A 19,564-nucleotide genomic window follows, 5' to 3' on the forward strand; every position below is an offset into this window, starting at 1 on the left:
CCTGGCGCACACACGGCTTGGGTGGTTTGCTGTGCGCGGACGCGTACCTCGACCGCGGTACGAGCAGCGTTCGGCCCGTGAACGCGCAGCCCGAGACCGTGTCAGCGCAGCCGAGGCCGAAGGGGGAGCCCGATGCTCGGAACGTCCGCCGGCGTGGGACGGCACGCTGCGTTCCGGCCTCAGAGGGCGCGGAACGCCTAGGGGACTGCCGCATTGGTCGGCGCGAGGGTCCTGTCCTTCGCCGGGGCCGTTGTGTCCACGCGGCTGATCACCCGCGAGGTACGGCGCAGACGAGCCAGCAGCTCCGTCGCCTCGTGGTCGGTCAGCAGCAGCGATTGGGCGATCTTGCGGTCGCTGTGGCCGCTTCGCACCATCTCCAGCATCTGGTGCTCGGTCACCGACAGGGCGGGAGTTACGGGGGGCGAAGGGCGGGGCCGGATCCCCACTGCGCTCAACGCCCGTCGCACCCGACCGGCCAGAAGGACACTGCCACAGGTGTCGGCCAGCTCCAGTGCCTCGGTCAGTGCCCGGCGTCCGCGATCGCTCTCGCCGATCCGCGTCAGGCCGGCTCCCAGTTCGTACCACGTACGGGCCAGCTCCAAGCGTGCCGGTGAACGTTCCAGCGCGGTTACGGCTTCTTCCAGCAGAGCCAGTCCTTCCCGCCCGCCCGTCACCACGCCCAGGCAACGCAGCGCCGTCCCGATCGCTCGATCGGTGCCCCACCGGTGAGCCAGCTCGACTTCTTCGGTGGCGAGCTCGCGCGCCTCCCGCTGTCGTCCGAGCGCCAGCAGGCAGGTGGCGGCCTGCGACCGCCAGGGCATCATGGCGAGATTCGTCACGTGCGCGTATCTCTCCTGAGCCCCGTAGTCCAGCAGGACGGCGAGGGCGGCACTGTGTTCTCCCCGTTCCGCCAGAAGGCGGCTACGCACCAGAAGCGTCGGCCCCTGCCAGAGCCACCCCGCGTGTCCGCTTTCCGCTTCCGAGGCCAGCGCTTCGGTGGCCAAGGCCCATTCACACCGCTCGATCAGCGATTCACCCACCAGAGCCGTCATCCCGAGCCCGACTCTGCGTTCGAGCCCCCCGGCGGCCTCTTGACCCGGATGTCCGAAGTCCGGAGTGAGCCCGACCTGGCGGCCACGGCGGGTGCGGACGGTCAACTGCCACATCATGGCCGCGGAAACCAGCCGGAAGGAGCCCCACCGCTCCCCCAGGCTTGCCACCTGGGCGAACCGTGCCGCCGCGTCGTCAAGGCGGTCAGTGGTCACGAACCCCATCCCGGCAAGACTGACGAGCATTTCGGCGCCGTCCCTGACGGCGATCCCGCCTCGCAGTGCCCGGTCGAGAAGGTCGTTGGTGACCGCGGCGCTTGCCTCCCCCGTGACGGCCGCGGCTGACAGCGCCGCCAGGACCGCGCACTCTCCGGGTGTGGCACCGGGCAGGTCGTATGCCCGTAGCCGCTCGGCGTGCTTGCGCGCCGCCGCCAGTGTGGACATGTCCTCGTAGCCGATCAGCAACATCTGCGCCTGCAGATACCACGACACCTCTCGGCCGAGCCCCGTGCCGTCATCCGCCTGGTGCAGCTCTTCGACGGCTCGCGCGAGCACGTCGACGGCACGTGCGTGCTCGTGCCCGCCGACGAACAAGGCACCGGCGAGCAGGTGGGCGGCCTGTGCCCGCGCGTAGGGATCCGTCAGCGTCGAGAGAGCCTGCGTCAGGTGGTGCATGGCCGCCGTGTCGTCGACCAGTGCTTCGGCGGCGCCCAGTTCTAGCAGCAGAGGGCCTTGTTGTGCGACGGTCATGGGTTCCCGCAGCGCCCGGCGGAGGTAGGTGGCGGTGGTCGCCGGGGCTCCCCGGCTGCGTGTGAGGCGGGCCGCCTCCCGTAGTGTGTCCACCCTCCACTGCTCACCGCTGGGTTCCGCCAGCAGGAGATGGGTGGCCACCCTGTCCCCCGCCGCCCCCTCGCGCTTGAGCAACTCTGCTGCCCTCGCGTGTCCGGTGGCTAGCTCGACGGGTCCCATCACGGCGTCGGTGATCGCCCGGCGGATCAGGGGATGGTCGAACCGCGGTACGTCACCCGGTGCCAGGACGCCGATCCTCTGCAAGCTGCGGCCCTGCTCCTTAGCCTCCGCCTCGGCCAGACCCGCGAGTTCGGCCACGATATGCCAGGCGACCCCGTCTTCGAGCACCACGAGAGCCCGGGTCAGTTGCCGGACCGGCTCCGGCTGGCTGCTGAACCGCTCCACCACGGTTACGGCCAGGATCTGACCCTGGAACTCTGCGACCCGGGACGCGTGTTCGGCGCGGGGGGTGACCGCGTGGTCGGCCAGGGTACGCAGCAACTCGCGTAGCAGCAGCGGGTTTCCCTGCGTCGCCGCCGTGCAGGCGGAGACGAACTGCGGATCGGCGTCGTGCCCCAGAGCCGTCCGCACCATTGGCGCGACACTGTCGGCGGTGAGGGCAGGCAACCCGATCTTCCGGCAGTGCGGCTGTGCGGCGATGCGTTGCAGCAACGGCTGGGCCTCTGCCCCGGTGCCCGCACGTGCCGCCAGCACCACCACCAACGGCAGGCTGCGCAGCCGCCGCACCACATACTCGAGCCAGCGCACCGAAGGCCCGTCCGCCCAGTGAACGTCGTCGATCACCAGCGCGATCGGGCCGTCGTCGGTGACATGCACCATGAGCCAGTACAAACTGTGCAGGACGCTCAGCGTCGACTCCGCTGACAGCCCTTCCTCTCCCCCACCGGTGCCCTCCACGCGCAAGGCGTGCGACGCAGGTTCGGCGGGTCCTGAGAGCAGTCGTTCCCGCCCGGCGTCATCGGTGCCCGCCAACAGCGGCTCGGCCAGCTGCCGGACGACCGAGAAGGCGAAGTTCTGCTCCAGCTCTGCGCCACTGGCCTGCACCACCCTTAGGCCGTGCTCCTGCTCATCGGCCGCCCAGGCGTTCAGCAGGGAGGTCTTCCCCATGCCCGCGTCCGCCCGCACCAGCACCACTGTGCCCTGACCGGCACGCGCCACCCGCGCAGCGTGCGCCAGCACCGCCAACTGGTCGGTCCGCTCGGCAAGAGCAGCCCTCCTCGCCTCACCGCTGGTGGCCGACGGAGCAGGCGGGCCGGAGCGCCCGGCCGTGAGTAGGGCGCCGGCGTCGGCACCCTCCAGCCCCAACGCAGCGACCAGCATCTGTACGGTGCGGCGTTGGGGCCGATCGCGGCGGCCCCGCTCCAGGTCCCTGATGGACCGTGCGGTCAGACCGGCCGCCTCGGCCAGCTCCTCCTGCGTCAGGTGCGCCGCACGGCGGAACTTCAGCAGAGCCTCACCGAACGCTTGCAATGAGCACCACCGTCGGCAAGGCGTCGACCTTGCACTGCGACCGCAACGAGCACGGCCACCCTTGCTCGACCACTACGGCGCCCCCCTCGGCGGCCACTACCCCCGCTCCTCGCGACGCCGTTCGGGCGGAGGCCGGCCGGAGCGACCATGTCCATGGTCCTACCTGTTGGTAACAGGAACCGGACCATACCGGCGATCTCCATGCCGCCCAAGGGAGCCGGACCGGTTTGGCGTCTTTCCGACGGTACTTGTACGTCGAGGACTCGAAGCGCACGGCCGGTCGGCTTCATCCGGCCGCGGAGCCGCCGGCCGCAGTCGGCCCGGTCCGGCCGTGCGGCACCGCGTGGTGGAGTCGCAGGCGACGAGCTGGAACCGGGACGCCTCCGCCTACACCCCGCTGCGCTTCCCGGGCCAGTACCACGACCCGGAAACCGGCTTCCACCACAACTACTTCCGCACCTACGACCCGGAAACCGCCCGCTACCTGACAGGCGACCCGCTGGGCCTCGCTCCCTCCCCGAACCCTGTCGCCTATGTCAGCAACCCGCACGTGTGGGCGGACCCGCTGGGGCTCAGCCCCTGCCCGCAGAAGGGCGAGGAACGGAAGGCCCTGGGGCCTTCCGAACGCGGTGACACCGTCCCGCACCTGGAGGGGTCGACGATCGTCGCGCGCTTCGCCAAGCCGGGGGAGGAGTTCAACATGGTGATCTCGGTCGGTCAGACGAGGCCGGGCGGATTCGGAACCTTTGATGACGTACCCAACCTGCAATTCGTTCGCGATCAGATGGCCATCCGCACCGACTGGAAGGGTGACGACCTGCTCCTGCAGCGCTACCGCATCTCGGAGGGGGACCCGATCCTCGTCCAGGAGAGCATCATCGGACCCCAGATGGACCCGAAGCTGGGCCCTCTGCCCGGCGGCGGGACTCAAATAGAGATCATGGAACGATCGGACCGATCCCGGCTGATCCCAGTCGGCCCACCCACGGAGATCCCCAAGTGACAGAAGCAGAACCCGGCCTCGTGGTTGCCTGGACCCAAGGCGACACCACGGTCCGGTGGAGCGGCCCCGCCGGGAACGTCGAGAAGCAGTACGAGCTTCCGCCGCGGTCCGTCGTGGCGTGGCGTGAGTACGAAGAGACACTGGTGCTGGTGGTGGAAGCGCTGGACTTCGCACCCTTCACCCCGTCGGACAACGCAGTGGTCTTCCGGGCCGACGGCTCGGAGCGGTTCAGGCTGCACCCACCGCGCGACCTGTTGTACGACGCGAGCAAAATGCACGGCTTCTACGACGCCTTCCCGCAGGACGGGCGGCCCCTTCTGATCATGGTCGCGCGCAATGCACCCGATTTCCAAGGCCGCATCGACGTGGAGACCGGCGAGATCGTGGACACCAACCACTGGCGATGAGCCGGAGGAAGAGTGTCAGCTAGCAAGGCCTGAAGCGGTATGGCTGTGCGGCGTCGGCGACGCAGTACGCCAGACGCAAAAATGGTGTCGCACAGCCGTGACCGTGCCGAAGGCCCGCGCGCCTCTAGTGCGGGCCTTCGGGACGCCTGGAAGCGGTGTGCATCCAGGGGAACCTCACCCCCGCGAGGACGGCACCCGCCGCTCCTTCGACCGTGCCGGGTACAACCGGCATACCGCGACGATCACCATCCGTCAGCCCCGACACAACGCCGAAAACCTCGGTAATCCCGGGCGTGAAGCTCGTGCGGCAGGTGAAGCTGATGCCGGAGGCCGACGAGGCCGCCGCGTTACGCTTCACCCTGCGTACGGTCAACGAGGCCGCATGCTGGGTATCCGGCGTGGCGTTCGAGCATGGCGTACCGCGTGAGTACGAGCTGCGGAAGCACACCTACGCAGAGTTGAAGATGCGGGGACTGGGAGCGCAGGCCGCCCAGCACGTGATCAAGAAGACCCGCGACGCCTACACCACGTTGAAGGCGAACATCCGCGCCGGGAACCTCGGCAGGCCCGGCTCCAGGCGTCGGATCAAGGCGGAATCCAAGCCGGTCACGTTCCGCCCCGAGGTTGCACAGCCGTACGATGACAGGTGCCTGTCCTGGCAGTACGACCAGCAGACCGTGAGTATCTGGACGACGGCCGGGCGTCTCAAGAACGTCCGCTTCGCGTGCTCCCCGGACGCGCTCAGGATGCTTCGCGAGCACCGCAAGGGCGAGTCCGACCTCGTCGAGCGCGATGGCGTGTTCTACCTGGTCGCCGTCTGTGACATCCCCGAGCCGGACGTGTACGAGCCGGACGGTTACGTCGGCGTGGACCTCGGGGTCGTCAACATCGCCACCACCACCGGCTACCGGGCTGCCGGACGCGGCCTGAACCGGACCGGCACCGGGCCCGGCAGCTCGAACTCCGCCGCACGCTCCAGGCCAAGAGCACCAAGTCCGCGAAGCGTCTCCTGAAGAAGCGCTCCCGGAAGGAAGCCAGGCATACCGCCCACGTCAACCACATCGTCGCGAAGACCATCGTCACCGCCGCTGAACGCACCGGCCACGGGATAGCCCTGGAAGACCTCACGGGCATCCGCAGCCGGGTACGGCTCCGCAAGGACCAGCGGGCATCTCTGCATTCGTGGAGCTTCCACCAGTTCGCCGCCTTCGTGGAGTACAAGGCGAAGCGTGCCGGGGTGCCGCTGGTGTACGTCGATCCGGCGTACACCAGCCAGCAATGCTCCGAATGCAGCCACATCGACCTGAAGAACCGGGTCGATCAAGCGACGTTCGTGTGCCGGTCCTGCGGGACCCTCCTGCACGCGGACGACAACGCGTCCCACAACATCGCCCGCAAGGGCGAGACCGTGTGGACTGCGGGGCGTGAGTCACGCGTCCCTGCCACCCCCTAGGGGTGTCTGGACGGAGGAGCCAACCCAGCAGCCAGCTGGACGCTACCTCCAAGCCTGGCCCTTTAGGGCCGGGTCAAGTTGACAGTGCCCGGATCTGCTCGATGATCTGCATCGGGCTCTTCTCCAGGGTGAACCAGTCGGCAACGATGATCCGGCCTGCGTCCTGGGTGTGCTCAAGTGCGGCGTCCAGGGCGGGCTGGAGGTCGGCACTGATCCGGTTCTCTTCGCACATGTGGAGTGGATGCTTCGCTACCACGGCATGGCGCAGGCCGCCTGAACTGAAGACCAGTGCGGGCAGGTCGCTGTCGAGGAGGGTGTCCTTCAGCATCTTCTGGAGGCCGGTCAGGGACCGGTAGGCGCGGTCGGTGGAGGTGCTGGCGAGACCGCCGGAGAGGACGGTCAGCAGGTCGCCGGCGAGCCGCCAGTCGAGCAGGGGGTGGTAGGCCATGTTGGAGTAGTCGCGCAGGCAGCGGGGGCACGAGGAGGTGCAGATGTCCGCGTGATCGGTCTGCCGCAGTGCGTCCAGGTACGTGTGGACGGCCTGCATGAAGCGGGCGATGATCTCCGGGCTGCCGAGGTGGGTGCTGAACCCCGCCCCGTTCTCAAGGGCATCGGCCAGGAAGGCGTAGGCGACGGGGTTGCCGGCGGGGTGCGGTCCCGTGTGGATTCCGGCGAGCAGTTCCTGCCGGCCGACATCGAGGAAGTTGGCGGCCGCGCTGCGCAGGAGGAATGCGAGCGAGTACCAGGCGGCCCGCCTGCCGTGGCTGATGTCGCCTCCGAAGGCGGGGGCAGCGGGGACGACGTTGAGCCGGTAGCCGTGGACTTCGTCGATGGCGGCTGCCGGGCCGAGGAAGAAGAAGTCCGTGGGCAGGACGGCCCCCAGGGCCACCTGCAGCTGATCGTCCTCGCCCGGGCCGGGAACGCGGTATCCGCCCCAGGGACCCGAGTTGCGGCGCAGCGAGAACAGGCCGCCGTTGTTGTCGTTGACGATGTACCGCTCGCCTGGTCCGGAGTAGACGTCCGCCTTCTCCCAGGAGGTGAAGTCGAGGGCCGCGAGGTCTGCGGCTGCCCGGGATGAGACTGTGTTCGGGGTCCAGGCGAAGACCCCGTCGAAGTCGCGCGGCGCGCTCGCCCGGAACCCGGCGGGCTCCCGCAGGTCGACGATGCCGTACTCGCCGGACCGGCACATCGGGCAGATGCTCTCGCTGTCGGACGGCGTCTTCTCGACGTGGTTGCAGACGCGGCACAGGCCCACGGTCCGGGCGTTTTCGAGTGGTTCCGCCACGGGCCTCGGGCCCCTGGGCAGGGGCTCGAAGTCGGTGACGCCGGTGACGGTGTAGACCTTGCCGTCCTTGACTACCTCGCTGCCCGGTGCGAACTGGGAGACGGACATGGCGATGTCCCGGTCGATGGTGCCGCCGGGCGGCCAGGGGAACCTCTTCTGCGGGACGTCCAGGTAGAGCTGCCTGACGCGGGTCGGGAAGCCGAACATGGGCAGCAGGCCCGCGTGTGCGAGCCGCTCGCTGAGCTCCTCGGAGCCCGTGGGCCTGGCTGCCACCTCAGTGATGTTGTCCAGCAGCTTCTCCCGCCACTCGCGGTCGAAGAAGTCGGCGGACTGGAACGGGGTGAAGGCGGTGAGGGCCTGTGCCGTCGCGGCCAGAACGCTGCTCTGCTGGTCGAGCCAGTTCCGTACGTCGGGCAGGGCGGCAGCCCAGTCCCGGGCCTTGCCGAACTCGCCGTGCACGCTGCCTGATCCGCCATGGGTGTCGAGGTCGCGGAACGCGAGGCGCAGCACTTCGGCGGCCATGGCCCGTTTCAGGATCTCCGGACGCTTGAGGGTCAGGTAGGGCGGGGGCGTGGGGTCGTTGGTGATGGCGGACGGGTTGGCGAAGTAGTGCTCGTCGTGGCTACGGCCCCGGCAGACCGTGAGGGCGGCCGCTACCGGAGAGGACCGGCGGCCGGCACGTCCGACCCGCTGCTGGTAGTTGAAGCGGCTCGGCGGCATGTTGGCCATCAGGACGGCGGAGAGCGGGCCGATGTCCACGCCGGCTTCCATCGTGGTGGTGACCGACAGGAGGTCGATTCCGTGCACGAGGGGAATCTCGGGCGGGTCGTTGAGGAAGACCTGCTGGAAGCGGGCCTGGCGGGCCTGGGCGTCGAGCCGGTCGGTCTGGCCCGTCAGCTCGGCGCAGTTCAAGCGGAAGGCGGCGCGGCTGCTGGAGGCCTTCCAGGCGTAGTAGTCGCCCGCTTCGGGGTTTGCGTCGGGCGACGGCTTGGCGGGGAGCTGGCTGCGGCACCGCGTGCAGGTTCCCGCGCTCGGTGTGAGGTGTCGGCGCCCGCAGTGGGTGCATGTCCAGGAGTGGCCGGGAGAGGGCTGTACGGCCGTCTTCCTCGGGTCGATGAGGTATTCGTGTACGGTGCCGCTGCCCCAGGCGGCTTCTGCCTGGGCCTGTACGTCGTCGGGGTGGATGCCCTGGTGCTCGGCGACGGCGGCCCAGAATTCCCTGAGCCGTGGCGGGGGCTTGGGCCTGCCTTCGCGGAGGCTGGTGAAGCGGCGCAGTTCAGCGAGGATCCGCAGGCTCGCGCGGCCGAGCCCGTCATGGTCGGGTGTGGCCGGAGCGGTGGCAATCGAGCCCAGGCCGAGCGACTCGATGTCTCGGCCGGCGCCGGAGAACAGGGATTCGAGGGTGTTCTCCAGGAGGCCGTCCTCAGAGCTGAGGGCGGCCTGCGCCGCTTCTGAGGTGTTCGCTTGGAGCGCGGGGGGCTGCTGTTCCCAGTCGAAGAGCTCGTGCCACGGCCGCTTCCCGACGCTTTGAACACTCGGCTTCGGTCCGGCGGGGTTGACTCCCAGGGAGAGCAGCCGCGTGTTGACGTGCACCTTGGCCAGGGAGTCGAGTGTCGGCGGGGAGGAGAGCCGTGCTGCCGCCGCGGCCGCGGCGGCTTCCTCGCCGTCCATCAGCGCCATGCGCAGCTCGGCTAGATCATTCTTGTTCCGCGTACGCAGGCGCGCGATCGCGTCGGCAGTGGCCGGGGTCTGCGCTCCTTGTGTATCGCGGATGTGGGCGACGTCCTCGGCAGCGGCGGCTGACTGGCCGAGTTCGTCCAGGGCGAGGAGGCGGACGAGGTCTTGGTAGTGGCGCAGTTCCATGCCCGCGGAGAGCTTCGCGGCATCCTGCCGGCTGTCGGTGAAAACGATCAGCTTGCGTTCAGCGGGGTCGGTGAACTGCTCGGCCAGCTCGTCCGACAGGACCTGGTTGATTTTCTCGAAACCGGTCCTCATCGTCCGGATGGGTGAGGTCAGCCGGACGGGGTCCGTGATGGGCCGGCGCGTGCGGTCCTTGGTGTAGACGCGCTCCCAGTCGGCTCCGCAGCAGGGGCTGCGGGTGGGGAAGGGCGGGAGGGAGGAGAGGGCGAGCCTGCTCTGTCCGGTCTTTTTGTCCGTGGGGGTGGTTACGTGGAAGCTCCAGCCGGTAAAGCCGGATTCCCGGTTGTGCAGGTGGCCGGTGGCCGGATCGTAGACACTGCGCCGGAAGGCGAACGTGGCGCTGTCCTTGTCGGCGCTCCACTCGGCGTCGTCGTCCGCGCGCTGGGGCTTCGTGGACGGCCAGTACACGACGTAGTTGGCCGCCGTACGGTCCTTGCCCGCCTGGTCGGGGACCCGGGAGAGATCGGGGCTGTCGGGGAGCAGGACCGATTTGAAGAGACTGCCTCCGGTGGCGTTCTGGGGGGCGTAGCCGCCGAGCATCGCCTCACCGCAGGACTGGCAGTACAGCAGCTCCAGGACGCGGGCGCCGCAGTCGCAGGAGGTGCGCGGGACGGAGTAGATCCTGCCCACGGACCGTTCGGCGTGCCGCAGGTGATCGGGGACTTCAGAGCACCGGCGGTCGGTGCAGGCCCACATGCCCGCGACGTTGCGGAAGAAGAGGTGGATGCGGATCCGGGGCAGGCCGCTGGCTCCGGCGGCTGCCGCGGCGCGGATGGCGGTTGCCGTCCCGTGCAGGGCCAGGCCGGCCTCCTGCGCGCTGCTGGCGGGGAAGAGCTTCCAGGCCAGGGAGGCGGCGGCCATCGAGGGGGCGGAGGGTGCGCTGGATCCGGCGCCGAGTGCGCTGGCCAGCGCGTCTGCCGCGCGGGTCGTGTCAAGCAGCTGGGCGGCCTCGGCCGGATCGGGTTCCGTGCGGGAGTACTCTGCCAGGCGGCCGGCCGCGCCGGAGATGTTTTCGGGGCCCTGGGCGCGGGGTGCGGCCTCTCCGGGGATGAAGTGGAAGGAGCCCTCGTCTGCGGCGAAGAACTCCTGGAGGAAGCGCCTGTCCGTGTCGCGCGTCTCGTCGAGCGAGGCGGATGCGGCGAGGATGCGGAGCTTCTCGGGGCGCTGGCTGAGGCCGAGCCGGTGGAGGAGATTGCGGATCAGGTATGCGGTCTCGGTGCCCTGCGTGCCGCGGTACATGTGCAGCTCGTCCAGCACCAGGGTGAACCGGGCGTCCTCGTACGCGTCCAGCCACTGCGCGGTGCTGCGGAAGAAGTCCTCGTCGCGGCTGCGCTGGAGCATCACGTTGAGCATGGAGTAGTTCGTGATCAGGATGTCGGGGGACGCGTGGTACATGTCCCACCGGCTGCGCATCTCCGCGCCGTCCAGGCGGGGGGCGAAGTAGCGGATGTCCTCATTGCCGCTGTCCTCGGCGGCTTGGCGGGCGCGCTCGCCTCGGGCGGCGGTGGCTTTCAGGTAGGTCCGCAGCTCGTCAACGGCGAAGAGCTGGTCCGGACTGCCGGTGACAGGCGTGCTGCCGGTGAAGCGCCCGAAGTAGAAGCGGTGTCCCTGGCGGTGCTCGTCGAGCCATGCGCGGACCAGGTCGCTGTCCAGGGCGCGCCTGAGCCTGACGAGCTGGTCGTCGACGAGCGCGTTCATCGGGTAGAGGATCATCGCCCGGACCGCGGGGGCATGCCCGCTCTCGCCCTCCCGCTGCGGGCGGTATTCGGCAGAAGCGCGCTCCCACCACCGGCCGGGTACGGCGGGGTCGCCCTTCCAGTCCCGTGACTCGCGCAGCAGATCGGCCAGGATGGGGATGAGGAATGCCTCGGTCTTCCCCGATCCGGTGCCTGCGGTGATCACTGCGTTGCGCCCGGGGGCCATCGTGCTTGCCAGAGCCCGTTCCTGGTGGGTGTAGAGCTGCATGCCCTTCTCGAAGAGCCCGCGCTCGGCGAACTCAGCCAGCTCTTCGGGTGCCTTGGCTGCCTTGGCCGATTCGGCGATGCTGTGTCCGGTAAGGGCGTACTCGGGCCGGAGTTCGACGAAGGGGTCGGCGTAGACGCCGCCGGGCTGGTCGAGCAGGGCCCGGCGTTCGGCCTGGAGGGCGTCGTCGCGGAGGCGGAAGGCGGTGTCGTAGTAGCGCAGGTAGGCCTCGACCAGGGATTTGTGCGTGGCGAAGGCGTCGAGGCCGGGCAAGGGCGTGCTCATGCGGTCTCCAGGCGGCGGTGCAGGGTGTGGGCGATGCGCTCGGCAACGAAGAAGGGGACTCCGTCGTAGTGCTCTGTATCCGCCGTGCGCAGGCTCGCGAGCCCTGTGCACAGGACGGCTGTGCGTTCGTGGGCCAGTGGCAGGGGCGCCCTGCGGTCGGCGGTCAGGCGTCCCAGGGCGTTGCGTCCCACCTGGCCGGGAACCGGGCGGTCGGCCTTCCAGCGCAGGGGGAGCGCTGAGGGGCGGAGGGCGTGGTGGATGCCCGCCCTCCGGTCGACGCTGTGCCAGGTGGGTTCCAGGGGAGGGACGCGCGTGCGGGGGCCGGGTGCCGTCTGGCGGGCAGGCTCACGCAGGAGCGCGTACCGGTCGAGCTGGCCGAACTGCTTGTACTTGTACAGGCCTGGTACGGGGCGGCGGCCGACGGGGCCCACGGGGCGGAACCGGCCAGTGAGGGGATCGAGCAGTTCAGCCGCGCTGTCGTATGCCGGCGGAGCTGTCTCCGGTCCGGGGTCGAAGGCGTTGAGGGACCGGGCGGCGGACTCGGCTGCGCAGGGCACGACCGCGGCGCTGACCTCCGCGGCGAATTCGTGGAGGCGTGATCGCTCCGTGTACTGGAGCCACAGAGCCGTCGGCAGCGGTATCCCAGAGCGCTCATGCTGCGGCGCAGCCACTGCCCCGCGCTTGGTGTAGAAGCCCGGGACGCCGGGGCGGGCGCCGGTGAGCACAGCGGTCTGGGTGTTCCCGGGCAGGTCGGTGACCTGGCAGGGGTTCGCATACCAGCGGCCGCCGCGCCAGTCGACGGTGGCGGCGCCGAGCGCCTCAATGCGGCTGAGCCACCGGGTGACGGGCTGCCTCTCACAGCCGCTGGCCCACGAGGCGTCACGGATGAGCACCGAAAGGGATCCGGTGCCCTGCTCCGCCATCCAGGAGATGAAGAGGTCAGGGTCAAACACGCGTGAAACTCCCTTGCGGGAACTGGCTCAAGGCCGCTTCCCGGTAGCGCTTCCACAAGGCGGCGTGGGGAACCCCTGCCAGACTGAAGAGAACGATCTTGCTCCAGAAGTCCTTGGCTGCTCTGCTCAGGGTCCCGAAGTCCGGTTCCTGCGGCCGCAGCAAGGCGACGTCTGTCCTCGTCTCGTCAATGGAGACCAGCCACACGGCCTCGGGCGGGACCGGTACGGATGCTGTCCCGCCGCCGCACAGGGCGGGAGCGCGCTGCTTCCACCACGCGGGCTCCGGGGGCCGCCGGACGGGGATGAAGTGTCCTTGCGCCGTCAGGAAGCGCGCGTCTGCGCCCAGCGGGACGGCAGCGGTGCCAGCGGGCGCACCGCAAGGAGAACCGGGCAGAGGTCCTGCCTGGGGATCCGCTGCCGGCTCGAGGTAGAACTCGGATTCCGTGCCGCCGACGGCGAGCACGTGCCGGCCTGGGGCCAGGCCTCTGCCGCGCAGCACCACCAGGCCGTCGTCGGGGACGGCCAGCTGCTGGCCGTCCAGAGTGACCAGTCCGGGCTCGCGGAACTCCTGGGAGACCGCCGCATCGGGCTCCCCGCCGTGCAGGAACAGAGAACGGTGGTGCCATTCCTGGTGCACGCGCAGTCCGTTGCGCAGGCTCAGGCGCCGGCCCGGGACGTGGCGGATGTTCTGGAGGCCGGATCGGGACAGAGCGTCGGTGAGCGCCGTCTCGTCGGAGAACTGCAGCTCCGGGGAGGCCTGCCAGCCTGGAATCGGGACGGTGCCAGGGCGGTACCACCGGTGTCCGGTATCCGTCAGCAGCCTCCGGACCTTGCTCTCGCCGGAGGGGGTGAACAGGAACACGTACGGCTCGAAGACGGTCAGCACGTCCGTCTCCGTCCAGCCCCCGGCGACCGGGTCCTCGCGCAGTGCCAGGACATCGCGGCCGCTGACGATCCGTACGGCGCTCTTCGCCCCGCGTGCGGTGAGCCCGGCCCGCAGGGCCTGGGCCACGCCGGGTACCACCCCGGAGAGTGTGTACGCCCGGTCCCCGTCACCCGAAGCAAGCTCCAGCGTTCCGCCCGGGTGCCGGAGGGAGTCGCGGTCCACGCCGGGCACCGCCTCCGCGTGCCAGCGCACCTCCCACCCCGTGAAGTCCTCCTCGAGTACGACGCGCAGGGGCACCCGGAGCAGGCCGCCGTCGATACGGTCTTGGGCGGTGGTTCCGTCCCAGCCCTCGAGCAGCGAGGCAAGCAGGGGCTCCAGGAGATGGCTCTCGGACTGGGAGCGGAGCGCCTCGAGAAGCCGCGGGGACAGGCCCCTCGGATCGGCGACGCTCCAGCCTTTGAGCTTCTCCAGCAGTCGCGCGCCAGGCACCGGCTGGCCGGGGGACAGGCCGGATGCCTGGAAGAACCGGATCAGGGCCGCGTGATCGGAAGCCCTGACCAGTGCCTGGGACTGGGCGTAGCCGATCTTCCGATAGGTGGCGTTCTCCCTGATCGTGCTGAGACCGCGGGCCCCGGCCTGTGCGCGGAGCCATTCGTCCAGGTAGCCCCACTGGTCAACAACGGCGCTGTAGTGGCTCTCAAGACGTCCGCGGTGCCGGTCGCCGCCCCAGGAGGGCCTGAGCACTTCAGCCAGGCGCGCGTAGTACGCGGGAGCTCCGGGTCCCCGTTCGCTCCGCTTCATGTTGGCAGCCGCCAGGACAGCCGCCGCGAGGAGCGGCAGGCAGGGCGGCGGGCCCTCCTGCCTGCCCCGCCTCCATCTCAGGCACTGGTCGGCGACCGGCGTATACGGGTTCTCGTGCCAGGCGAGCACGGAGCTGACCGCGGGGCCGAGTTCTTCGACTGCTTCCCCGCCCTGAAGCGTCTTCAGCTCTGTCTGGTCGATGAAGAAAAGGACCGGGGTATCCCTGCGGTCCTCGCCGAAGAAGGCACTGGCCAGGCGGTCCTGCCACCATTCGAATCCCGCCCAGTAGCTGTTCGGCTTCCCAGGGGGCGGTGCGATCGTCATCGTCGCGCTCCGCGGCGGCGGCAGGCGCGGGCTGTACCTGCGGCCCGACTTTGCGCAGGCAGCACAACAACCGCGCGCACGTGCATGAAAAGCCCCCCACCTCACGAAACCGTGCTGATGAGCAGACAGCACGCCACAGATTTATCACCTCGCAGTCTTCTGTTCATAGTTACCGGGTTTCTCGCCACGAGATGCAGTCAGCTGCTTATGTGATTGTTCAAATGCCTGCAGATTCAGTCGTGCTGACGGACAATGAGAGAATTTCTGTGGCCCTGCAGGAGCTTTCCGGGCCGTCTTCGCAGCGCATCACGCCAACCGTGTGACGTTTTTCCAGCCAGCGGCCCGCTGCAGGAGCCTGACATCGACCGACAGGGTCGCCAGGCCCGCGGGGCCGTAGAGATGGAGCACCGTGACCGGGTGCCCTCCGCCCGCGGCGATGCCGTGGACGGGAGCGCCCGTCAGCAGCGTATGGACGAGGCCGCCCGTCTGCGGGTCCCAGAGCCGCACACCGCCGGCGTCTCCTGAGACGAGCAGGGTGCGGCCGCCGGGCACGGGCAGGCCGGCCATGGCAAAGGTGTCCGGGGACTCCCAGGTGGCGATCCTGGTCCGGCTGGCAAGGTCCCAGACACCGATGTGCCTGCGGTTCGACATCGCCAGAAGCGGGCCGCCGTCGCCCTGCAGGCTGCACAGGACGCTGCCGTAGCCGTCTCTGTGGTCCCAGCAGGGCAGTACACCGGTGCGGCGTCCGGAGGCCACGTCGATGAGAACGAGGTCCTGGCCGGCACCCGCCACGACGGTGACCTCGCCGGATGGCGAGGGGGGCAGGGTCCCCAGCAGGCAGACGGGGGAATCGCCGACGTCGGGGCTGAGCGGGACCGTGCTAGTGGCGGACCACCCGTCCTCATGGTGCAGAACCACTGAGGTGAGCTCTGTGATGTTGCCCGCGGTGCCCGCGGAAACAGCCATCGGCAGGCCCTTGCCCGTCCAGGCGGTGCAGGAGGACGAGACGGACCGCGACTGGTCTCTGCGGCCCGTCATCACCATGTCCCCCGACGTAAGATCCCAGACGGACAGGTCGCCGTTCGGGTCGCTGACCGCCACGCGCGCCCCTGAGGAAACGAGCGGCAGGACCTGGCTGACGAGACCTGTCCCGATCCGCTTCAGCCGGACTCCCGTCGCGGCACTGTGCACATCGAGCGCGCCACGCGTCGCCAGGACGACGGCATCGCCGCCCGGGCCTTCACCGGATGCGGGCAGAACCGACCTGCACACGGACCATGTGGGTGTGCGCCGCCGGTGCTGGTCCAATGAGGGTCCCGGGTACACCGAGTCCGCCAGCCCGTCCTCATGGAGCGGCCCGCCGAAGCCGGGATCCCAGATCCGGATGCCCTGCGGGCCAGCCGACACCACCCTCGGGCCCGCGGGATCTTCAAGGACCGCAAGGGCATCCACGGAAGCCATATCGGCATCGAACGAACGGGCTGAATCCGTCCCGAGGCCCTGCAGCGTGATGCGGCCGCGTGCGACATAGGCGAATGCCGTCCCGCCGGGTCCCGCCACCGCCGCGCCGCCGCCTTCACGGGTGATCACCACCGGCTCAGCGGTGAAGGGGTTCCACACCTGCAGGGGTACCAGGGGATTGGGGGACTCTGCGATCAGCACGTCGTCTTCAGCGCTGTCCGGCCGGGCGACGCCAACCACACCCGACACCCGGCCGCCTCCGAACGAAGCACCCGCCATCGTGCCCGATACCGGGTCCCACAGGCGGATGCCGTCCTCACCGCACACGGCGACCAGCGCCTCGCCGCTCCTGCGGCGCACCACCGCAGTCAGCCGGCGGGAAGGCCCCTGCCCGCGGCCGTACTCCCGGGTGATGCCGTCCGGGAACCCGGAAGCCACAGACAGCCTGTCCGCGCGCGGCCTCCACACGAAGGCGCCGCGGCTGGTCAGGACGCACAGCTTCCACAGCGCGGAACCATCCGCCAGGACATGCACGTCAAAGGCGCGGGGCAGCGGCATCTGCGCGATGCGCTGCCCGGATACCGGGTCGTAGATCCGCACGTCACGCTGCCCCAGCGTAACGAGGAAAGTGCGTCCGCCGGTCGCCAGGATGGTGCGTAGCCGGTGCACCGGCCCCGTGTCCAGATCCGCGACGCGCCTTCCCGTCCTGGCGTCCCAGACCCGGACACCGCCTGCCTCCGCCGCGACGGCGATCAGCTGGCGCCCGTCCAGCGCCGGCACCACGCAGAGGGCGTTCGTCTGCCCCGGGGCTGGCGCCAGGACGTTTACGTGCGCTGTCCAGTGCCCCCACAACAAGGTCACCGGCAGGCCGTCCAGCGCGCCGGCCCGCAGTCCGGCTTCCCCGCCGGAGCCCCGTACGGCGCGCTGGAAGGCCATGCTGCCCATACGCGAGGCGTAGCCGGTGTCCGCATCGGCGTACGGCTCGATCAGCGCCGCAGCCGTCAGGTTCCGCCGCTCAGGGTCCCCGGTGGGAAGCGGCAGCGCGAGGCGGGCGCGCAGGGTTCCGGATGTCTCCTGGGCGAGGAGCTCCAGCGGCACCTCACGGTCGGTCAGGATGCCCCCGGCCGCTGCGTGGTGCAGGAAGTGCCTGCGAACATACGGATGCGCCAGGTGTGGCCCGGCACGCTCCACCAGCCCCGCAAGGGCGCGGGTGACCGCGGCCTGCGCAGCCATGTGCGCGCGCGGCCCGTCCGGGGACGTTTCTGCCGCCGGGTCCGGGTCCGGCAGCCAGCCGCGTCCCGTCAGCAGCAGGTCGGTCAGCCGCTGGTGCACGGGGCGGTAGACGGTACGGGCATCCTCCTCAGCAGTGGCGAGGTAACCCGTGAGGCGGCCGGACCGGAGGGTGCGGATGGCATGGTCAGCCGCATCCGTGTCCGCATAGCCGGCACCAAACGCCTCGCAGGCCAGCGCAGCCGTGACGGCGGGCCAGACCTCCGACCACGGCAGTCCGGCCCCCGGCGCGAACGCGGTCGCGCGCAACGCGGTGACCAGCAGGCCGGCACCGACCCCCTCAGCGGCGGCTACCGCCTCGACGTCCTGGCGCAGGAGCCCGGTGGTGCCGTCGGCAAGACGCCTCAGCCAGCCCGCTTCGCCGAGGTCCTGGCGCACCGCGGCCGTTCTCAGCTGGTCGGCGGCGATCCTGGCGTCCAGGAAGGAGGGCGCGACCGCATCCGCGATATGCCGTGCCGCCGCCTCGGCAGCCTCTTGCGCTCCCCGGTAGGGACTGGTCTGCGGCGCGCACAGCAGGGCGGCGGTGTAAGCGGCGATATCAGCGGTGCAGTCGCGGCCGTCGGTCCGCAGGACCCGTACGGCCGTTTCCTCCGTGCCCAGGGCGTCGGCTGTACGCAGGGCGTCGGCCAGCTTCCGGAGCAGCTGGTCCGCCCGCTCGTCGTGCAGGGCCGCCCCGGACGCGTACACGGTTTCAGGCGAGCTGCGGACGCCGACCACGAGGCGGACGGCCCGGCCGGTACCGCCGTCGGCAGTCAGCCGCGACAGCGGGACGATGACATCGCCCACGCAGGCGAGCGGGTCCTCTGCCTCGTCCAGTGCGTCGATGACGATGCTGACAGGACCGGCCGGGCTGGAGGAGGCCCTCCCGGCCAGCAGGCCGAGCAGGGTCTGCAAGGGGAGCTCGCGGCCGTTGGGGGCGCTGCCGAGCGCGGACAGCAGCTCTTCCACCAGCACCCGCGCGGACTTGTTCCGCGCCAGGACCGCAACGTCGACCGCACCGGGGTGGGGCCGCAGACCGTCCGGGATGCCCGCCACTACAGCTGCGTACTTCGGATCGGCCGCGAAGCCGGCGTCAGCCAGGGTTACAAGGCGCGCCAGGAGGGCCGACTTCCCCGAGCCGGCAGCGCCGGTCACCACGAGGACACCCTCGCCTTCCCGCACGAAGGCGACCATGCGCGCCATCGGCTCGGCCCGGCCGCTGAAGTACCAGCCGGGATCGCCCGTCCCAGCCCGCCCAGAAGCCCGCTCCAGCCAGAACTCCTCCAGCGGGCCGGCCTCAAGCGTGAGCTGGCGCAGCGCCGGACTCGCCGTACCCTCCACCGCCTGGAAGCGCGGGTTGGGCAGACAGGCACTCGGAGCCCTCCCGCGCGAGTGCGGCACGATCCACTCGGCGCTGACCAGATCCTTCTCCACGCCCTCGTCGTCCACGCCCACCTGGTGCAGGAGCTGTTCCCACTCCGCGAACGACAGGTAGGGGGCGGTGTAGCCGACGGCCTCGTCCCGCATCCGCTCACAGGCCAGGGCGATGCGCCGCGTAAAGGAACCGACCAGCGGCCGCTCATAGTGGTTTCCGGCCGTGACGACAGCCGTCCCCTTCAGACTGTGGCGTTCGGGGGACAGGTCCTCGAACAAAGTACTGAGCTCAGCCCGGAGTGTGCCGGACTCGCACGAGTCGACGAGCACCAGCACATGTTCGGACTCACTGTCGAGCGCCGCGGTGATGAGCTCGCTCGTCGGGAACGCAGTCGCCAGCAGCCGCTCCTCCTTCGTCTTGGGCAGCATCAGATAGTGGCGGGGCGCCCGGCGGCGAAGCCCGTGACCGGTGATGTACACGACGACGGCCTCCCTATAGCTGGCCGCCGCCAGATTCTGGGCGTGCAGGAAAGCGCGCAGCTCGTCCACGGAGCGCGGCGGCGGATCCGCCCGCACCACCTCGAAGCGCCGCTCGTCCCCGAGCGAGGGATCCGCCAGCCATCCGGTGACCCGCTCCACCTGGGCGGCGACACCCTCCAGGAACCCCGCCTGCCCGTCCTCGTAGCCGTCAACCGCGACGACCACCAGCCGCCTGCGGACGATGCCGTCCATTGCTTCCGCGCTCAACTGCGTCCCCCTGCTCAGCGGCGCCAGCCTAACCCGGCCCGTGCGGCCAGCCGTTGGCTCTCGCTACGATCAGCCTCCTACGGCCGAAAGCCGGCGGATGGGGGA

At 70.0% G+C, this 19,564-nt stretch carries 6 protein-coding genes and 2 pseudogenes; 3 read left to right on the top strand and 5 right to left on the bottom strand.

Annotated features, from left to right (window positions below):
* Nucleotides 1-197: 197 nt before the first annotated feature.
* Nucleotides 198-3,329 carry an ATP-binding protein gene (locus IF09_RS40790; protein ID WP_037636355.1) on the bottom strand — a complete coding sequence of 1,044 codons (3,132 nt, stop codon included), beginning with the start codon at nucleotides 3,327-3,329 and terminating at the stop codon, nucleotides 198-200.
* Nucleotides 3,330-3,690: 361 nt separating this feature from the next.
* Between IF09_RS40790 and IF09_RS43640 the strand changes: the two are divergent.
* The 3 genes and pseudogenes from IF09_RS43640 to IF09_RS40795 all read left to right on the top strand — a co-directional run.
* Nucleotides 3,691-3,969 (top strand): annotated as a pseudogene (locus IF09_RS43640) (RHS repeat-associated core domain-containing protein); the annotation flags it as partial.
* A gap of 359 nt (nucleotides 3,970-4,328) precedes the next feature.
* On the top strand, nucleotides 4,329-4,739 hold the full coding sequence (locus IF09_RS0130140; protein ID WP_158710080.1) for a hypothetical protein: 411 nt from the start codon (nucleotides 4,329-4,331) through the stop codon (nucleotides 4,737-4,739).
* 320 nt (nucleotides 4,740-5,059) lie between these two features.
* A pseudogene (locus tag IF09_RS40795) lies at nucleotides 5,060-6,192 on the top strand (RNA-guided endonuclease InsQ/TnpB family protein).
* 73 nt (nucleotides 6,193-6,265) lie between these two features.
* Here the strand turns inward: IF09_RS40795 and IF09_RS0130150 are convergent.
* The 4 genes from IF09_RS0130150 to IF09_RS42040 all read right to left on the bottom strand — a co-directional run bounded on the left by IF09_RS0130150 (nucleotide 6,266) and on the right by IF09_RS42040 (nucleotide 19,459).
* Nucleotides 6,266-11,644, bottom strand: a complete 5,379-nt coding sequence (locus IF09_RS0130150; RefSeq protein ID WP_051833104.1) for a DEAD/DEAH box helicase — start codon at nucleotides 11,642-11,644, stop codon at nucleotides 6,266-6,268.
* A complete protein-coding gene (locus IF09_RS0130155) occupies nucleotides 11,641-12,597 on the bottom strand; it encodes a hypothetical protein (protein ID WP_030301073.1) in 957 nt (318 codons plus the stop codon). Before IF09_RS0130155 ends, IF09_RS0130150 begins: the two co-directional genes overlap by 4 nt.
* Nucleotides 12,590-14,608, bottom strand: coding sequence for a hypothetical protein (locus IF09_RS0130160; protein WP_030301074.1), 2,019 nt, complete (start codon nucleotides 14,606-14,608; stop codon nucleotides 12,590-12,592). The genes IF09_RS0130155 and IF09_RS0130160 overlap by 8 nt, the downstream gene beginning before the upstream one ends.
* Before the next feature lie 306 nt (nucleotides 14,609-14,914).
* Nucleotides 14,915-19,459 (bottom strand): AAA family ATPase, encoded by a 4,545-nt coding sequence (locus IF09_RS42040; protein WP_158710081.1) that lies wholly within the window; start codon nucleotides 19,457-19,459, stop codon nucleotides 14,915-14,917.
* Nucleotides 19,460-19,564 lie beyond the last annotated feature (105 nt).

Origin of the sequence: Streptomyces katrae (assembly GCF_000717655.1) — a bacterium.
Lineage (GTDB): Bacteria > Actinomycetota > Actinomycetes > Streptomycetales > Streptomycetaceae > Streptomyces > Streptomyces katrae_B.

Coding starts and splice junctions, on each gene's coding strand:
- IF09_RS0130150 (WP_051833104.1), bottom strand. CDS start 11,644: ATGAGCACGCCCTTGCCCGGCCTCGACGCCTTCGCCACGCACAAATCC.
- IF09_RS0130160 (WP_030301074.1), bottom strand. CDS start 14,608: ATGACGATCGCACCGCCCCCTGGGAAGCCGAACAGCTACTGGGCGGGA.